The organism is Moorella sp. E306M (genome assembly GCF_006538385.1).
GTDB lineage: Bacteria > Bacillota > DSM-521 > Neomoorellales > Neomoorellaceae > Neomoorella.
Map to the genome: position 1 here is coordinate 569,324 of NZ_BJKO01000001.1, position 13,998 is coordinate 583,321.

Genomic DNA, 13,998 nt, shown 5'->3' on the forward strand with positions numbered 1-13,998 from the left:
TTTTTTGATGTATAAGCATATTCCATTTATTTTTCTTATTGATATGCATATTATAGTTTATAATACTTCTTTTCCGCGTTCGCAGTAGACGTTATGAAGATGTACCCAGCTTCCGGGAAGGATAGGTATTCTGGCTTTGCCGATTTCTTCCCCGTATTTAATAATCGCCCCATTTGCTTCTAAAAATAGCAACGCTATCTTGTGGCCGAAGGGAATGTCTTCCTTTGCGGTAAGTTTTAATGTTTCCCGCCCGATAACTTTTACTTCTTCCCCTCCCCGAACATTGCTTAAAACTACCGCCACGTTGTCACGTGGATTTAACTGCAGCGCTTCTGCCATATCTCGCTCCCCTCCGCCGGTATCACTGCTCCAGGATGGCCGGATTTAAAAGGGCCCCTTTATCGGCCTGCCCCACATGCCGGCAATATAATCCCAGGTACCCTTCCTCGACCGGTGCTTCCCGGGGGGACCAACGGCTCAGGCGGGCAGCAATTTCGGCCTCGTCAACCAGCAAATTGAGCCTTTTACGGGCGATATCGATTTCAATCAGGTCGCCATCCTGGACGATGGCTATCGGCCCGCCAACCTGGGCTTCCGGAGTTACGTGGCCGATGCAAAAGCCGCGGCTGGCTCCGGAAAAACGGCCGTCGGTGATCATGGCCACCTTGTCTCCCAGCCCCATTCCGGTAAGTAGGGCGGCGGGAATGGACATTTCCCGCATGCCCGGACCGCCCCGGGGACCTTCGTAACGGATCACCAGGACGTCACCGGCCTTAACCTGCTTGTTTGCTATATGCCGCATCAGATCTTCTTCAGATTCAAAGGTCTTGGCCGTACCTACAAATCGTCGTGGCGCATCCTGAACGCCGCTGATCTTAATTACGGCGCCGTCGGGTGCCAGGTTGCCCCTGAGGATGACAATCCCCCCTCGGGGTTGCACGGGATCCGCCAACGGCCTTATTACCTCCCGCCGCTTTACCGGACGGAAATAAGTACTGATTTTGTCTCCCACGACAGTAGGAAAATCCTTATTAAGGAGTGGCGCCAGTTCATTTAAAACAGCCCCCACCCCGCCGGCCTCATAAAAGTCCCACAGGGTATACTTGCTGGACGGCTTAAATTTAGCCAGGCAAGGTGTACTTTCCGACAGGGTGTCGATATCGTCTAAAGTGAGGCTTATACCGGCTTCGTAGGCAATGGCCGGCAGGTGCAGCACGGCATTGGTGGAACCGCCGGTAGCCATAACAAAGCGTACGGCGTTATGGAAATTGGCCTCAGTCAGAATCTGCCGCGGCCGCAACCCTTCCCGTACCATGGCGACAATGCGTTCACCTGTAAGTTTGGCCAGGCGCCGTTTACCCGCGAAGACGGACGGGACCGTAGCTGCACCGGGCAGGCACATCCCCAGGGCTTCAATCACACATCCCATGGTGTTGCCGGTCCCCATCATGGCGCAGACGCCGGTCGTCGGGCAGGTGTCCTCCTCAATGGCAGCAAAGTCTTCGGCGGAAATTTTATTATCTTCTAATGCGCCCATAGCCTCTTTTATATCTGACATAACACGTTGTTCGCTATTATTAAAATAAGGTAACATTGGTCCCGGCGGCAAAAAAATGGTTGGGATATTTAGCCGCGCTGCGGCCATTAGCATCCCCACCGGCGACTTGTCGCAGGAAGGCAAGAGCACCAGTCCGTCAAAACCCCCGGCGCCGACCATCACCTCTATTTCGGCGGCGACAATTTCCCGGCTGGGTAGGGAGAAATGCATGCCTGCACCTTGGGCAATGGCGTCGCAGACGGCAATAGTATGAAATTCTACCGGCGTACCGCCGGCGGCCCAGATCCCGGCCTTTACGAACTGGGCCAGCTCCTTGTTGGGATAACTGCCCGGATGCATTTCCGACCAGGAGCTGACCACGCCGATTAGCGGTTTTCTAAGCTCTTCTCTGTGATAGCCCGTTGCCTTAAACATGGCCCGAGGATAGGCGCCTTTAACACCTGCAAACAGCTCTGCGGAGTTACGTATTTTTTTCATCTTCTACCTTTCCTTCTTCTTTGTTGCTTTTGTTGCCGCTCATCCCTTCCAGCAACTGAACTTTCCTTATTACATTGGTAATATGCTCCAACATGGCCCGGCGGGCCTCATGTGGTCGACCCTTTTTTATACTATCTATTATTTCCCTATGCTCTTCGATTACCAATTCCCGGCGCCAGGGGGTAGCCAAGGATTGGCGTAAGCTCAGTTCAAAATACTGCTGCAGCATGGGCTCGTTGGTCATGCTGATCTGGGTAAAAATCGGGTTATGGGTGGCCTGGGCGATACGGTAATGAAAAAGATAATCCTCCCGGGAAGCTACTTTACCCTGCCGAATGCCCTCCTCCATCCGGCCCTCGGCCTCCTCGATAGCCCGTATGTCGTTTTCATCCCGGCGTTCCGCGGCCAGGCGCGCCGCCTCTACCTCCACCGCCCGGCGGAATTCCAACCAGTACAGCAGCTTTTCATTATCGACCTCGCCCAGGCGGCTCAAAATTTCATAATGCGGCTTCAGGGGCAGACGTTTGATAAAAATACCGCTGCCGTGCCGGATCTCCAGGGTACCGATGGCAGCCAGCACACTCAAGGCCTCACGCAGGGTGGGTTTGCCTACGGCAAACATCTCGCTCAATTCCTGCAGGGAGGGGAGACGGTCACCGACATTGTAATTGCCGCTTTCAATAAGCCTGGATATTTGTTCCATTACTTCTTCATACAGTTTTTTCTTGCGCACAGCGAATGAATTCTCCACCCGACTTGCCCGCCCCCCAGATTTCAACTCAGTGATTGAGATACTCACCAGATGTGTCAGTCTATATTTACTATTCGCTGTCGCCACGAAAATTCCTGCTGCCGATCTATTTTTTCGGCAAAAATTTATTAACACCTTATCTCCGGGCAAACAAAAAAAGCTGCCCGGCCGGCAGCCTGTCATAAATGCTAATTGGTAGAACCCAGATGCGCTGGTAGCTTTTGCAGGAAAGAAGCGAAGATACTAAGGCCTTTCCGGGCCTCCGGATTGTTTAATTGCCGCAGCAGACTCAATACGCCTTGCGGGGATTTATCCTTATTCTCCTGAACGGCTTCTTGCATAGCGGCGATCATACCTGTCATGAGCCTGTCACCCTTAAGTGTTTGAATCTGGTCCATCATGAATACGGTATTAACTATCTGTTGTAAAGCTCCTGTGACTACTCCCGCTGTTAACGAATCTTTCATTGCCTGGACCACTCTCCCAAGCTCCAGCAAGGTAGTCATCGTCCCCGTCTCCTGCAGATCTCTTATTTCTGCAATTAAGCTGCGAAGGTTGCTGCCGGCCCTGGCGACCTCCCGGAAAAGATCCAGCATTTCCGGGCGGTTGAATTCATCGGCCATTTCACCAAGCCGGACCAAATTGCCAACCATATTCTGGATAACAGGCGGTTCCAGGGAATCCATACCGGCACTGATAAGATCCAAAACTTCCCGCGAGCGTCCGGATAGTTCCGGCTCCGTACTGGTAGTTCCCATTATTTTCCTGGCAGGTTGGGCCATCCTTCCTCACTCCCCCCTTATAAAATCCCCCGGGCAGACAGCCAGTACATTTCATTGTAAGAGAGCTTGAACCAGTGCAGCATCTCTGAAGGCGGCACCGGCTGCGGCGGTTGCTTGTAGTTAAAGGTGATATACGTAGCCTCATTTAACCCGGTTTCAATGAAACAAAACGCCTTGCCGTTATAACGATGGGTGGCCGGCAATCCCTTTAATTCACTGATTAAATTTTTCACGACTACGTCGGCTTCATAATGGGCGGTTGATCCTGCTTTGCTGACAGGCAGGTCGGTGGCATCGCCGATCACATAGACACAATCCTGCCCTTCCATCTTTAAACTGTAACGGTCGGTGGGGATAAAGCTGTCTTCATCGCCCAGCCCGGAATCTTGAATTACTCTAGCTCCCCGGTGGGCCGGGATAGCAATCAGCAAATCATAGGGGTGCTCGGAACCGTCCATGTTGTAAGCAATTCTCTTTTCGGGATCAACCTTTTCCAGATTAAAAAAGGTTTCATATTCAATACCACGCTTTTCGAATTCCTTTACGGCCCATTTAGCAACAGGCTCCAGGGAATGAACGCGGCCGATGGGGTAGGTGTACTTTAACTGCACTTTGTTACGGATACCGGCTTCCCGGTAGTAATCATCGGCCATAAAAATGAACTCCAGGGGTGCCACCGGGCACTTATGGGGCACGTCGATGGTTACCAGCAGGGTGCCGCCTTGGAAATTCAGCATTTCATACCGTAGTTTCTCGGCGCCTTCTGGTGTATAGAAAGTGTGGCCGCCTGCCGCCAGGCCGGGTACTGAATCCATATCGGGGTACGACCCCGTGGCTATAACCAGGAAGTCGTAGTCAAAGGACTGCTTGCCGGTAATAACCCTTTTCCTGTCAACATCGATATGGCGCGCTGCGTCCATAACGAAATTTACTTTGGGATGCAGCAGGTATTTCTCTTCCCTGGCAAACTGCTCCAGGAAGCCTTCATTGAAGGCCATGAACAGGAAGCCCGGCTGGTAAATATGCTTGCCTGTATCACCAATCAATACTATTTCCAGCTCGCCGTTATAAACTTCGGTTTCCATAGATTTTGCCAGCCGGTTGGCCACCATGGTACCGGCCACGCCACCGCCGACAATGATGATGCGCCTGGTCACGTACGACACTCCCTTAAACAGTAAGCTTTAGTAAAGACCCGGCAGGGCGGGCGCAGGGAATTAAACTTTGAGTTTACCTGCGCCCCCTCCGGCCGTTAACATCCGGCCAGCAGCTATTTTGTTTTCTTGACAGCAATGCGCCAGAAATCTCCATCTTTCCGGCAGTATACAAGCTCGTGTCCCATTTTGTTGACCCATTCCGGCACATCTTTGGCCGAACCGTTATCACTGGACAACAATTCATATACGTCCCCTATTTGACCGCGCTTAATCGCTTTTACCAGTTCCATCAACGGTCCTGGACAATAAGAGCCCCGGGCGTCAATAGTTTTCGTGATATTTACTTCGGACATGTTATCCCTCCAAGAATCTAACTTACATTACAATGACCTGGCTGCCGGCTGCTTTACCCAGGAATGCCGTAACGCCGATTACGTCATCAAAAATATCTATGAGGTCTTCCTTCTTCCACTCCATCAAATCCATGGCCATGGCGCAGCCGTATACCTTCAGGTTACCCATGTCTTTCGCGTTTTCTAGTAGCTGGTAGAACAGGTCGACTTTCTTATTGAGCATTTCCCGGCCTATCTCACCGGCGGTTTTAAACTCCCTGGCATTGATTACATCTTTACGAAAAGCTTTTAATGCCTCCATAGTTACGAAAACGTTGACTTCCATCCCCGACATGGAAGCTACTGAGCTTACCAGACACCCTGCTTGTAATTTTTCCAGTTCTCCCGAGAGGAGGATAACGGACAGTTTGGGTTGTTCCATGGATAATTCTCCTTTCTATTTTGTTTATACCCGGTCTTGAACTAGTTGTTATTTTTGCAAACTAACCTTTTACCATCCCATCACAACCACCTCCAGTAAATAATATTCGCCAGGAAAGAAAAATTTCCTCCCATGCTTTATGATTTCTTCGCAAAAAATATTTTCGGCGAAGAAAGAGGCAAAAAAATTACTCCAGCTGGGCCTGTTTAAATACCTCTATAAATTTCAAGAGAAAGCGCAGTTGTTTTTCATTTAAATAACAGATCTGCCTGAGTACTGCCTGCACATTCTCGTTCAGCAGCAGTTCCCTTAAATCCGGGCCCATGGAAGCCAGCATTTCTTCCAGCTGGTCACGGGCTATAAGCAGGTAGCAAGGGGAAATTCCCAGGGCTCTGGCTATTTTTTCTATAGTATTAAGGGAGGGCTGCACTTTTCCTGCTTCAATCTGCCCGATCATTGCCGGCGAGAGGCCGGCCTGGGCTGCCAGGGCGCTCTGGGTAAGCCCTAGGGATTCGCGGACATCTTTGAGTTTTTTCCCGATCCAGTTTTCTGTATGGCTTACCAGCAGGGAGAGGGGGACTTCCAGGGCGGACGCAATCTTACTCAAAGTATCGGCGGCGGGATGCAGGACACCCCTTTCAATTTCGCTTAAATAAGTGAAAGAAATACCTGTTTTTGCGCTCAGGTCCTTGAGGGAAAGACCTTTTTCCTGGCGCACCATCCGGATTTTATCTCCCAGACCGACCCTGTTTTCGGCGGGTATAAGGTTTTCCCGGGGAATATTGAGGGCAGTGCAAATTTTATCCAGGGTTTTGAGGGAGGGGCGCTTATGACCTCTTTCGATTTCACTTAAATATGAGGGGGAAATCCCCGCCCTGCCCGCCAGGTCGTCCAGGGTATAGCCCCTTTCTTCACGGAAATGCCTGATGGTAGAACCTATTTCCATGGTAATTGCTCCTTTGGTGGTAACCGCCTTAGATTTTTTACCAAACCCCATATTAAGAGATGCGTTTAAGCCTCAAAAGAAGTTATTCCATTTTACGCTAATAACCTCTCGGGTTTTACGCTCTCATTTGAACCTTACGCAAATATTATATCGCAATCTGGGAGGTATACAATATGGCAAAGCACGAAGAGAGCTAAGGTTATCTGCACAGCGGTATAGTTCTGTTCCCAGAAGAACTGGGCGCGGTAATCAGGCGCGAGACGTCGTCGATAAAGACGATAAGGTAAGGGCCGTACATGATATCCCCCTACCAGAGCTCATTCGCTCACTGGTAGGCAAAGCACTTGATTTCCTTTTCCCCGGCATCGGCCGCGGAAGATACCGCCAGGTCCGGCTGGGCCAGATAGCGGTAAAAGGTGGATAGAGAAACCTTATCAGGGACAAACACTCGCTATTACGGGCTGGAAGGTACTACCTGTGGTGCAATAGTGGTACAAGAATAAACTCACCGGATCGCCGGCTCTCCGCCAGGCCAGCTTTTCCCCTAGGTCGGTAACGGCCAGGGATCTCTTGGCTAGCAGACGAGTGCTGCCCCACCTGCAGTGGCCTTTCACCACTAAGTTAACGCTCAAGCTGGGCACGAAAAACACGCCTGGTTGGACCGGCCTTACGCCCAATTGAAAAATCGTTTCAGGAAAAAAGCCATCTTCCAGGCGACATCCCTCACTGTCCCAAAAATATGATATAATTACATCTGGAAGAAGGTGTTCCTGTGCCGGAAAATGAATGGAAGCCCCGGTCTTCCCACCACCCCCACGACAGGGTTACAGGCAGCTCCTGACCGACAAAAGGGTATTCCTAGAACTGCTGAAGACCTTCGTCCGGGAAGACTGGGTGGCGGCCATTGACGCAGACTACCTTATCCTGGTGAATAAGTCCTACGTCCTCCAGGATTTCAGCGAGAAAGAAGCCGATATTGTTTATAAGCTTAAGACCAGGGATAAAAACGTCATCTTTTATATCCTGCTGGAGCTGCAGTCAACGGTAGACTACCTGATACCTTTCCGCCTTTTGCTCTATATGGTCGAGATCTGGCGAGAAATCTACAACAACCCGCAGAACTAGCGGGAAAGCAAGAATTTCCGCCTGCCGCCCATCATCTCGGGGGTGCTCTACAACGGGGCTAACAACTGGACAGCAGCCAGCACCTTCAAAGAAATGATAAGCAGTTACCAGGAGTTTGCCGGGTATATTCTGGACTTTAGTTACATACTGTTTGATGTCAATCGCTACAGCGAAGAAGACCTTGTCAAAGCTGCCAATGTAATCGCTAGCATATTTTTACTGGACCAAAAAGCCAGGCCGGAAACGCTGGTAATGCGCCTCCAAAAACTGGCTGAAGCAATAAAGACCATGACTCCCGATGAGTTCCGTCATATAACAACCTGGCTGAAGCACATTATCAAACCTAAAATGCCTTCCGGCGTACAGGCAAAAGTGGACTCCATCCTGGAGGCCAACAATCCCATGGAGGTGGAACAGATGATTAGCAACCTGGAAATAGCTCTGGATGAAATGAAGCAAGAAACTCTATTGCAAGGAAAGTTAGAAGGAAAGTTAGAAGTAGCCAAAAACTTACTCCTGCTTAACGTCGACGTCAACACCATTATCAGGGCCACGGGGCTGAATCTGGAAGAGATAAACACCCTAAAAAGACAACTGGAACATTGATCTTTTCTAGGTTCTTAACTATTGCCGGCAACATCCCCCTGGAGTTTGCCATGAGTTAGGCGGCCCATGCCACTCACCCCAAATCCTGGCGGCAAAGGGGAAGAACCTGGACCCCCGCCATTACCTGAAGGCTCTAAAACGAAGCCGCGCAAGTCTATCGCGCATAGGTAAAGAAAAAATCCGGGCTTTAAACCCGGAAAGCCTTGAATTTATTTTATTAGGTTTGGTGCGGGCGAGAGGACTTGAACCTCCACGGGTGAACCCCACCAGATCCTAAGTCTGGCGCGTCTGCCGTTCCGCCACGCCCGCAAAAAAAATGGTGAGCCATCGGGGAGTCGAACCCCGGACACCCTGATTAAAAGTCAGGTGCTCTACCTACTGAGCTAATGGCTCATAGATACTGGCTGGGGCGGCTGGATTCGAACCAACGAAATGACGGATCCAAAGTCCGTTGCCTTACCGCTTGGCTACGCCCCAGCATGGATAAAAAAATGGGGTGGGAGATGGGACTCGAACCCACGACCCCCAGGGCCACAACCTGGTGCTCTAACCAACTGAGCTACACCCACCATATCTTCCTATCTTTTTTGGCGCGCCTGGCAGGGTTCGAACCTGCGGCCCGCGGCTTAGAAGGCCGCTGCTCTATCCAGCTGAGCTACAGGCGCTTGTTGCTGGAGCGGGTGATGGGAATCGAACCCACGCAACCAGCTTGGAAGGCTGGGGCTCTACCATTGAGCTACACCCGCATGCAAAGCATATTATACCGTAAAAAATGCTTGAAGTCAAAAACAGTTTTTGCCACTAACGGGCAAATTCATTAATATTTTTCCCCTGCGGGGCAATATTTATTATAATCGGCCCTTAGCGCCCTGCAGGGCGTGCTTGAGCCGGCTCTTGCGGTCAAAGCTTTTATCCCCCTGCTTTATCGCCCGGCCACAGCCGGCTTAAAACCGGCCAGAGGTTCTGGACGGCCCGGGCACGGTGGCTGAAGTTGTTTTTTATTTCCTCCCCAAGTTCGGAGAGGGTTTTACCATATTCAGCCAAATAAAACAGGGGGTCATACCCGAAACCATAATCACCTTTTGGTTCATAAGCAATGGAGCCCTCCACTGTACCTTCAGCCAGGTAAATGTCCCCTTCCGGAATAACAAGGGCCAGGGCACAGCGAAAACGGGCCGTACGCTTTTCCCAAGGTACACCGGCTAAAAGCTGTAACAGCTTAGTGTTATTTCGCCGGTCATCAGATGGTTCGCCGGCAAAGCGGGCGGAATAAACCCCCGGCGCCCCTTTAAGGAAATCTACTTCCAGGCCGGAATCGTCCCCCAGGGACGGCAGCCCGGTGCTTTCTGCCACTATCCGCGCCTTTAGAATGGCATTTTCGGCAAAGGTATTGCCCGTTTCCTCGGGAAGGGCCAACCCGGGAAAATCCCTTAAAGTTGCCACAGCAACATTCAGTCCCCGCAGGAGCTCCCGAAATTCCCTGGCTTTCCCTTCGTTACCCGTAGCTACAACTATCCTACTCATAGCCTGTCCCCACCTGGTCCGCCAGGGGCCCCAGGACCTGGCGCTGGATAGCAATCAACCGCGCTATCCCTTCCCCGGCCAGGTCGAGCATGGCAGCCATTTCTTCCCGGCTGAAGGGTTGTTTTTCCGCTGTTCCCTGGACCTCTACCAGCTGCCCGGAACCGGTCATAACTACATTCATATCAATACTGGCATGGGAATCTTCCTCAAAGTCCAGGTCCAGCAGCAGTTCGCCATCGACCAGCCCCACACTGATAGCCGCCAGGAAATCCTGAAGGGGTAACCGGGGTATGGTCCCGGCCGCCACCAGCCCGGCCAGGGCGTCGGCCAGGGCTACGAAACTGCCGGTAATGGCTGCCGTCCGGGTACCGCCGTCGGCCTGGAGGACGTCGCAATCAAGCCAGATGGTTCTTTCACCTAAAACCGCCGTATCGACGACACTGCGTAAAGCCCGGCCGATCAGGCGCTGGATTTCCTGGGTGCGGCCGCTGGGGCGGCCCCGGGTCGCTTCCCGCACAGTCCGCTCCCGGGTCGACCGGGGCAGCAGGGCATATTCGGCCGTAATCCAGCCCCTGCCGCTGTTGCGTAAAAAGGGTGGTACTTTTTCCTCCACGGTGGCACTACAGATGACCCGCGTATCACCTATGCTGATCAGCACCGAACCCTCGGCGTACTTAAGATAATGCCGTTCTATCGTCACCGGGCGTAACTCCCGCGGACTACGCCCCTTTACTCTGGTCAAGGCCATGGTCGCTACTCCTTAATCCAGTTTCAGTTTTCTGGTGCCTTTAAGCTCCGGCCAGCCGACCAATTGCATCCCCACATTACTAAATAATTGGGCATCACCGCTGACAAAAAAACTGTGGGCCTGGGAGCAGTGGGCGCCCCTTAGGCCGCCGCCCGCAGCCAGCACCTCCTTTAACTCCCGTACCGTAGCTGCCGCCGGATCGATTAGAGTTACCCCCGGGCCGGCCACCTCCTGGATAACTGGAGCCAGAAAGGGATAATGGGTACACCCCAGAATCAGGGTATCAATTCCCGCCTCAACCAGGGGTTCCACGTACTCCGCCACTGCCACCTCTACCTCGGGACCGGAAACCAGCCCGGCCTCTACCAGGGGTACCAGTTTGGGACACGCCCGGACAAAAACCTGGACTTTTCCGGAACGGGCGAGGATGGCTTTCCGATGGGCATTACTGGCCACTGTAGCTTCAGTGGCGATGACGCCAATGCGGCCATTTTGCGTGGCCCGCAGTGCCTCTATTACTCCGGGCTCAATTACCCCAATAATCGGGACATGATATTTTTTTTGCAGGTAAGGCAGGGCCACAGCGGAAGTAGTGTTGCAGGCATCAACAATGGCCTTGGCTCCTTTTGCAATTAAAAAGCCGGCTATGGCATCGGCAAAACCTATCAGTTCGTCTACAGTCCGGGAACCGTAGGGTACGTGGGCCGTATCACCATAGTAAATAATGGTCTCTGCCGGCAGCTGCCGGGTAATCTCCCGGGCTACCGTCAACCCCCCAACTCCGGAATCAAAAACCCCCACTGGCTGGACGGGCTGCACCGTCCTCAACTCCTTATCGAGGTCGTTATCTTAATATTAAAGAGCAGTACCTCATATTATATGCTTAAAGGTATACCGTTAATGTCTATTTCCCTTTGCGCCGGTAATGGCAAAAACCACCATAAGTTGTTCTTACTTCATGGACAACCACAAAAGCTTCCGGATCCCACTTGTTTACCATTTGCTGGATGACATTTAGCTGCCTGCGGGGAAAACTAAGGTTTAAAATGGGATGGCAACCGTCCCGGCCCTGCCCCTCGGTTACAGTAACGCCAAAGCCGGCAGCTCGTAAAGTGCCGGCCAGCTCCAGGGGGTTGTGGAGGGTGATTACTTGAGCCGTCACCTGCCCCAGGGCCACCTTTTCTTCAATGAGACTACCGACTATATTGCCTGTGGCAAAGCCCATGGCGTAAAAAACAAGGCTCGCCGGATCGTTTAAGCGGTCAACTACATATTTTAAAGTCACCACAAAGATGGAAACTTCAAAGAACCCGATACCGGCAGCATAAAAGCGTTTGCCCCTGACTAAAAGGAGCATTCTCAAAGTAGCCATGCTGACGTCGGTTACCCGGGCCAAAAAAATTAAAAAGTATCCTCCTACCAGGGCCAGCACCGGTATCCCTCCCCCAGGTTGCTGCTCCCCCATTGTAACAAAGAAGCAGGGAGCCCGCAAGTCACTGCAGGCTCCTCTACGTGGCCAACTGGCGGTAAAATTAATTATCGGCAAAGTAGGTGCTGATCCCGTTAAAAATGCCCTCCGCTACTCTGGCTTGGAAAGCCGGGCTGTTCAAGAGCTGTTCCTCGGTGGGGTTGGAGATAAAAGCCGTCTCTACCAGCACCGAGGGCATGTTGGTATTGCGTAAGACAGAGAAATTGGCTTCCAGGACACCGAGGTCTTTCCTTTCGATGGCTGCCACCAGGGCGGCCTGGATGGCGGTAGCCAGACGCCGGCGCTCTTCCCTCTGCTCCCCGAGAGGCGTACCCGGCGGGGCATAGAAATAGGTGGATGTGCCGGAAGCGTCGGAGCTATAGGAAGCATTAGAATGGATGCTGATAAAAAGGTCGGCACCCACATCATTGGCAAAATAGGCCCGGCCCGCCAGGGTATAGGGACAGTTCTCGCCATTGCGGGTAAGGTAAACGCTGGCCCCCGCCTTCCGGAGCAGGCTGGCAAGTTTCTGGGCTATAGCCAGATTGACGTCCTTTTCTTTAACCCCGGTAGGGCCAATGGCCCCGGGGTCGGGCCCTTCCGGATCGGTGCCATGGCCGGGATCGATGACAATCTTACTGCCCTTAAGGGAAGACTTTTCTAAAAGAAAGATCATCCCGCTTTTGTCAGCAGCCGGCCGGGCGTTCATCCGTGCGGCTCCGTTAAGGTCAAAGACGATGCGAACGGTATCCGCCGTAAACTGCCCCAGGCGCACCCTGGCCACGGGAGGCCGGTTTACTTCCACTGTTTTCTGCCCTTCCGATACGGCCAGGAGGGCGCCAGGAACATCAACAATCAGGCGATTGTCCCAGCGGGAAGTTTTATAATTAAAAACCTCAGTGGCTTTAACGGTAACCTGGATGGCATCACCTGCGGGCGCTACTGTTACCCCGGTAATCTGGAGGCCGGGCGTCCGGCCATCAGGCTCACTTCCCGACGGTTCGTAGGGCGCAAAGGAGGCCAGGGCTCTAGCCAGCCAGCCGCGCCGGCCGTTAGTCATTTCCACCTGCCACCAGTCACCCTTTTGCTGCCAGATGGGCAGTTTACTGCCGGCAGTGGCCGTACCCACCTGCTTTTCCACCGGGCTGGGACCGGCCAAAATTGCTACCGGCCGGCTGCCGATAACCGCCAGGCCCAGGGGTTGTCCGGTCGGCGGCTGGTCGTCGCCGGGCAAGGTGGTCTCGTCCGAGGGCTGAGTTCCGCCCGTAGGCGGGTTTTCACCGGGCGTCCCGCCGTTCCCCGGCAGATTATTATCATAAACCGGTTGGGCATAGGCTGCTGCAACCCACCCCTGCCGGCCATCATTTAACTGGACTTTGTACCAGTCGGGCATCTCCCCTAGCTTTCTTAGCACCGTCCCCCGGGGGAGGACATCGATGATACTGTAATCCAGACCTGGGCCGGAGCGGATATTAACATAACTGCCCGTCAGGCGCACCTGGTTGGCGCCCTTGACTGTTCCCAGGGTGATCCTGACTGTCTGAGAGGCAGCATTCCAGTCCACCTGGCCGCCAAAGGCCTGGGAGATGAAACGGATCGGCACCATGGTCGTATTACCCTTTAATACCGGCGTGGTATCAAGCAGGATGCCCTGTCCATTTACATAGGCCTGGCGGCTGCCAATCCACATTTTTAAAATTGTTGCCCCCCGGTTAACGACAATACCCTGTTCTTTTTCTACCCAATCCACCCTCGCACCCATATACTCCATAACGAAGCGCAAGGGTACCATGGTGCGGCCGTTGTCGTCAATATAAGGCGGTACCGCCGGGTCAACCCGGTTACCGTTAAGGATGAGGGTAACACCGGGGCCAGCTGTGGCCGGTAGGGCCTTTAAGCCCAGCGTTAATATGTACATTAACACTAGTAGTAACAATAAAAGACCCCACCGGCCCGTACGTATGCGCTTGTCCATCACCCTTCCTTTCTCCTTTCATTTTTGCAGCTACCATAACTATTCGCTGTGCCGCAACTCTTTCCTTCCTTCATCGCCATTTTTTGTTGCAAAAACAAAAATGGTGC

14 protein-coding genes, 6 tRNA genes and 1 pseudogene are annotated in these 13,998 nt (G+C 52.7%); 1 reads left to right on the forward strand and 20 read right to left on the reverse strand.

Translation table 11 applies throughout. The annotated features are described in order from the left end of the window. Positions 1-57: 57 nt before the first annotated feature. From FLZ89_RS02950 to FLZ89_RS16285, 9 genes are all read right to left on the reverse strand, one after another. A complete protein-coding gene (locus FLZ89_RS02950; protein WP_141304316.1) occupies positions 58-339 on the reverse strand; it encodes a UxaA family hydrolase in 282 nt (93 codons plus the stop codon). A 22-nt stretch (positions 340-361) separates the two neighbouring features. Continuing rightward, positions 362-2,035: a dihydroxy-acid dehydratase gene (gene ilvD, locus FLZ89_RS02955; RefSeq protein WP_141304317.1), complete on the reverse strand. Its 1,674-nt coding sequence runs from the start codon at positions 2,033-2,035 to the stop codon at positions 362-364. Continuing rightward, positions 2,019-2,768 carry a FadR/GntR family transcriptional regulator gene (locus FLZ89_RS02960; protein WP_172613414.1) on the reverse strand — a complete coding sequence of 250 codons (750 nt, stop codon included), beginning with the start codon at positions 2,766-2,768 and terminating at the stop codon, positions 2,019-2,021. The genes ilvD and FLZ89_RS02960 overlap by 17 nt, the downstream gene beginning before the upstream one ends. 206 nt (positions 2,769-2,974) lie before the next feature. After that, positions 2,975-3,568, reverse strand: a complete 594-nt coding sequence (locus FLZ89_RS02965) for a DUF1641 domain-containing protein (protein WP_141265397.1) — start codon at positions 3,566-3,568, stop codon at positions 2,975-2,977. 17 nt (positions 3,569-3,585) lie between these two features. Next, positions 3,586-4,725 (reverse strand): NAD(P)/FAD-dependent oxidoreductase, encoded by a 1,140-nt coding sequence (locus FLZ89_RS02970; protein WP_141304319.1) that lies wholly within the window; start codon positions 4,723-4,725, stop codon positions 3,586-3,588. A 113-nt stretch (positions 4,726-4,838) separates the two neighbouring features. Further along, the gene (locus FLZ89_RS02975) at positions 4,839-5,078 is read right to left on the reverse strand and encodes a sulfurtransferase TusA family protein (RefSeq protein WP_141304320.1); all 240 of its coding nucleotides are present in this window, start codon (positions 5,076-5,078) and stop codon (positions 4,839-4,841) included. 22 nt (positions 5,079-5,100) lie between these two features. Beyond that, positions 5,101-5,499: a DsrE/DsrF/DrsH-like family protein gene (locus FLZ89_RS02980; protein WP_141304321.1), complete on the reverse strand. Its 399-nt coding sequence runs from the start codon at positions 5,497-5,499 to the stop codon at positions 5,101-5,103. 187 nt (positions 5,500-5,686) lie between these two features. Then, positions 5,687-6,445, reverse strand: coding sequence for a helix-turn-helix domain-containing protein (locus tag FLZ89_RS02985; RefSeq protein ID WP_141304322.1), 759 nt, complete (start codon positions 6,443-6,445; stop codon positions 5,687-5,689). Positions 6,446-6,770: 325 nt separating this feature from the next. Further along, positions 6,771-6,893 (reverse strand): hypothetical protein, encoded by a 123-nt coding sequence (locus FLZ89_RS16285; RefSeq protein WP_256369487.1) that lies wholly within the window; start codon positions 6,891-6,893, stop codon positions 6,771-6,773. A gap of 324 nt (positions 6,894-7,217) precedes the next feature. Between FLZ89_RS16285 and FLZ89_RS02990 the strand changes: the two are divergent. Then, positions 7,218-8,176, forward strand: a pseudogene (locus FLZ89_RS02990) (Rpn family recombination-promoting nuclease/putative transposase). A gap of 224 nt (positions 8,177-8,400) precedes the next feature. Here the strand turns inward: FLZ89_RS02990 and FLZ89_RS02995 are convergent. From FLZ89_RS02995 to FLZ89_RS03045, 11 genes are all read right to left on the reverse strand, one after another. Continuing rightward, positions 8,401-8,485, reverse strand: a tRNA-Leu gene (locus FLZ89_RS02995). 8 nt (positions 8,486-8,493) lie between these two features. After that, positions 8,494-8,569, reverse strand: a tRNA-Lys gene (locus FLZ89_RS03000). Between the two features lie 8 nt (positions 8,570-8,577). Further along, positions 8,578-8,653: transfer RNA gene (locus tag FLZ89_RS03005), tRNA-Gln, on the reverse strand. A 15-nt stretch (positions 8,654-8,668) separates the two neighbouring features. Continuing rightward, a tRNA-His gene (locus FLZ89_RS03010) sits at positions 8,669-8,745 on the reverse strand. Positions 8,746-8,764: 19 nt separating this feature from the next. Continuing rightward, positions 8,765-8,841 (reverse strand) — tRNA-Arg (locus tag FLZ89_RS03015). Between the two features lie 7 nt (positions 8,842-8,848). After that, positions 8,849-8,922 (reverse strand) — tRNA-Gly (locus tag FLZ89_RS03020). A 163-nt stretch (positions 8,923-9,085) separates the two neighbouring features. Then, positions 9,086-9,700: an XTP/dITP diphosphatase gene (locus FLZ89_RS03025; RefSeq protein WP_141304323.1), complete on the reverse strand. Its 615-nt coding sequence runs from the start codon at positions 9,698-9,700 to the stop codon at positions 9,086-9,088. Beyond that, the gene (gene rph / locus FLZ89_RS03030; RefSeq protein ID WP_373995613.1) at positions 9,693-10,442 is read right to left on the reverse strand and encodes a ribonuclease PH; all 750 of its coding nucleotides are present in this window, start codon (positions 10,440-10,442) and stop codon (positions 9,693-9,695) included. Before rph ends, FLZ89_RS03025 begins: the two co-directional genes overlap by 8 nt. Positions 10,443-10,460: 18 nt before the next feature. Next, positions 10,461-11,267 carry a glutamate racemase gene (murI, locus tag FLZ89_RS03035; RefSeq protein WP_141265390.1) on the reverse strand — a complete coding sequence of 269 codons (807 nt, stop codon included), beginning with the start codon at positions 11,265-11,267 and terminating at the stop codon, positions 10,461-10,463. A gap of 85 nt (positions 11,268-11,352) precedes the next feature. Continuing rightward, positions 11,353-11,913, reverse strand: coding sequence for a DUF2179 domain-containing protein (locus tag FLZ89_RS03040; RefSeq protein WP_216363822.1), 561 nt, complete (start codon positions 11,911-11,913; stop codon positions 11,353-11,355). Positions 11,914-11,980: 67 nt separating this feature from the next. Further along, on the reverse strand, positions 11,981-13,891 hold the full coding sequence (locus FLZ89_RS03045; protein WP_141305271.1) for an N-acetylmuramoyl-L-alanine amidase: 1,911 nt from the start codon (positions 13,889-13,891) through the stop codon (positions 11,981-11,983). Positions 13,892-13,998: the final 107 nt, after the last annotated feature.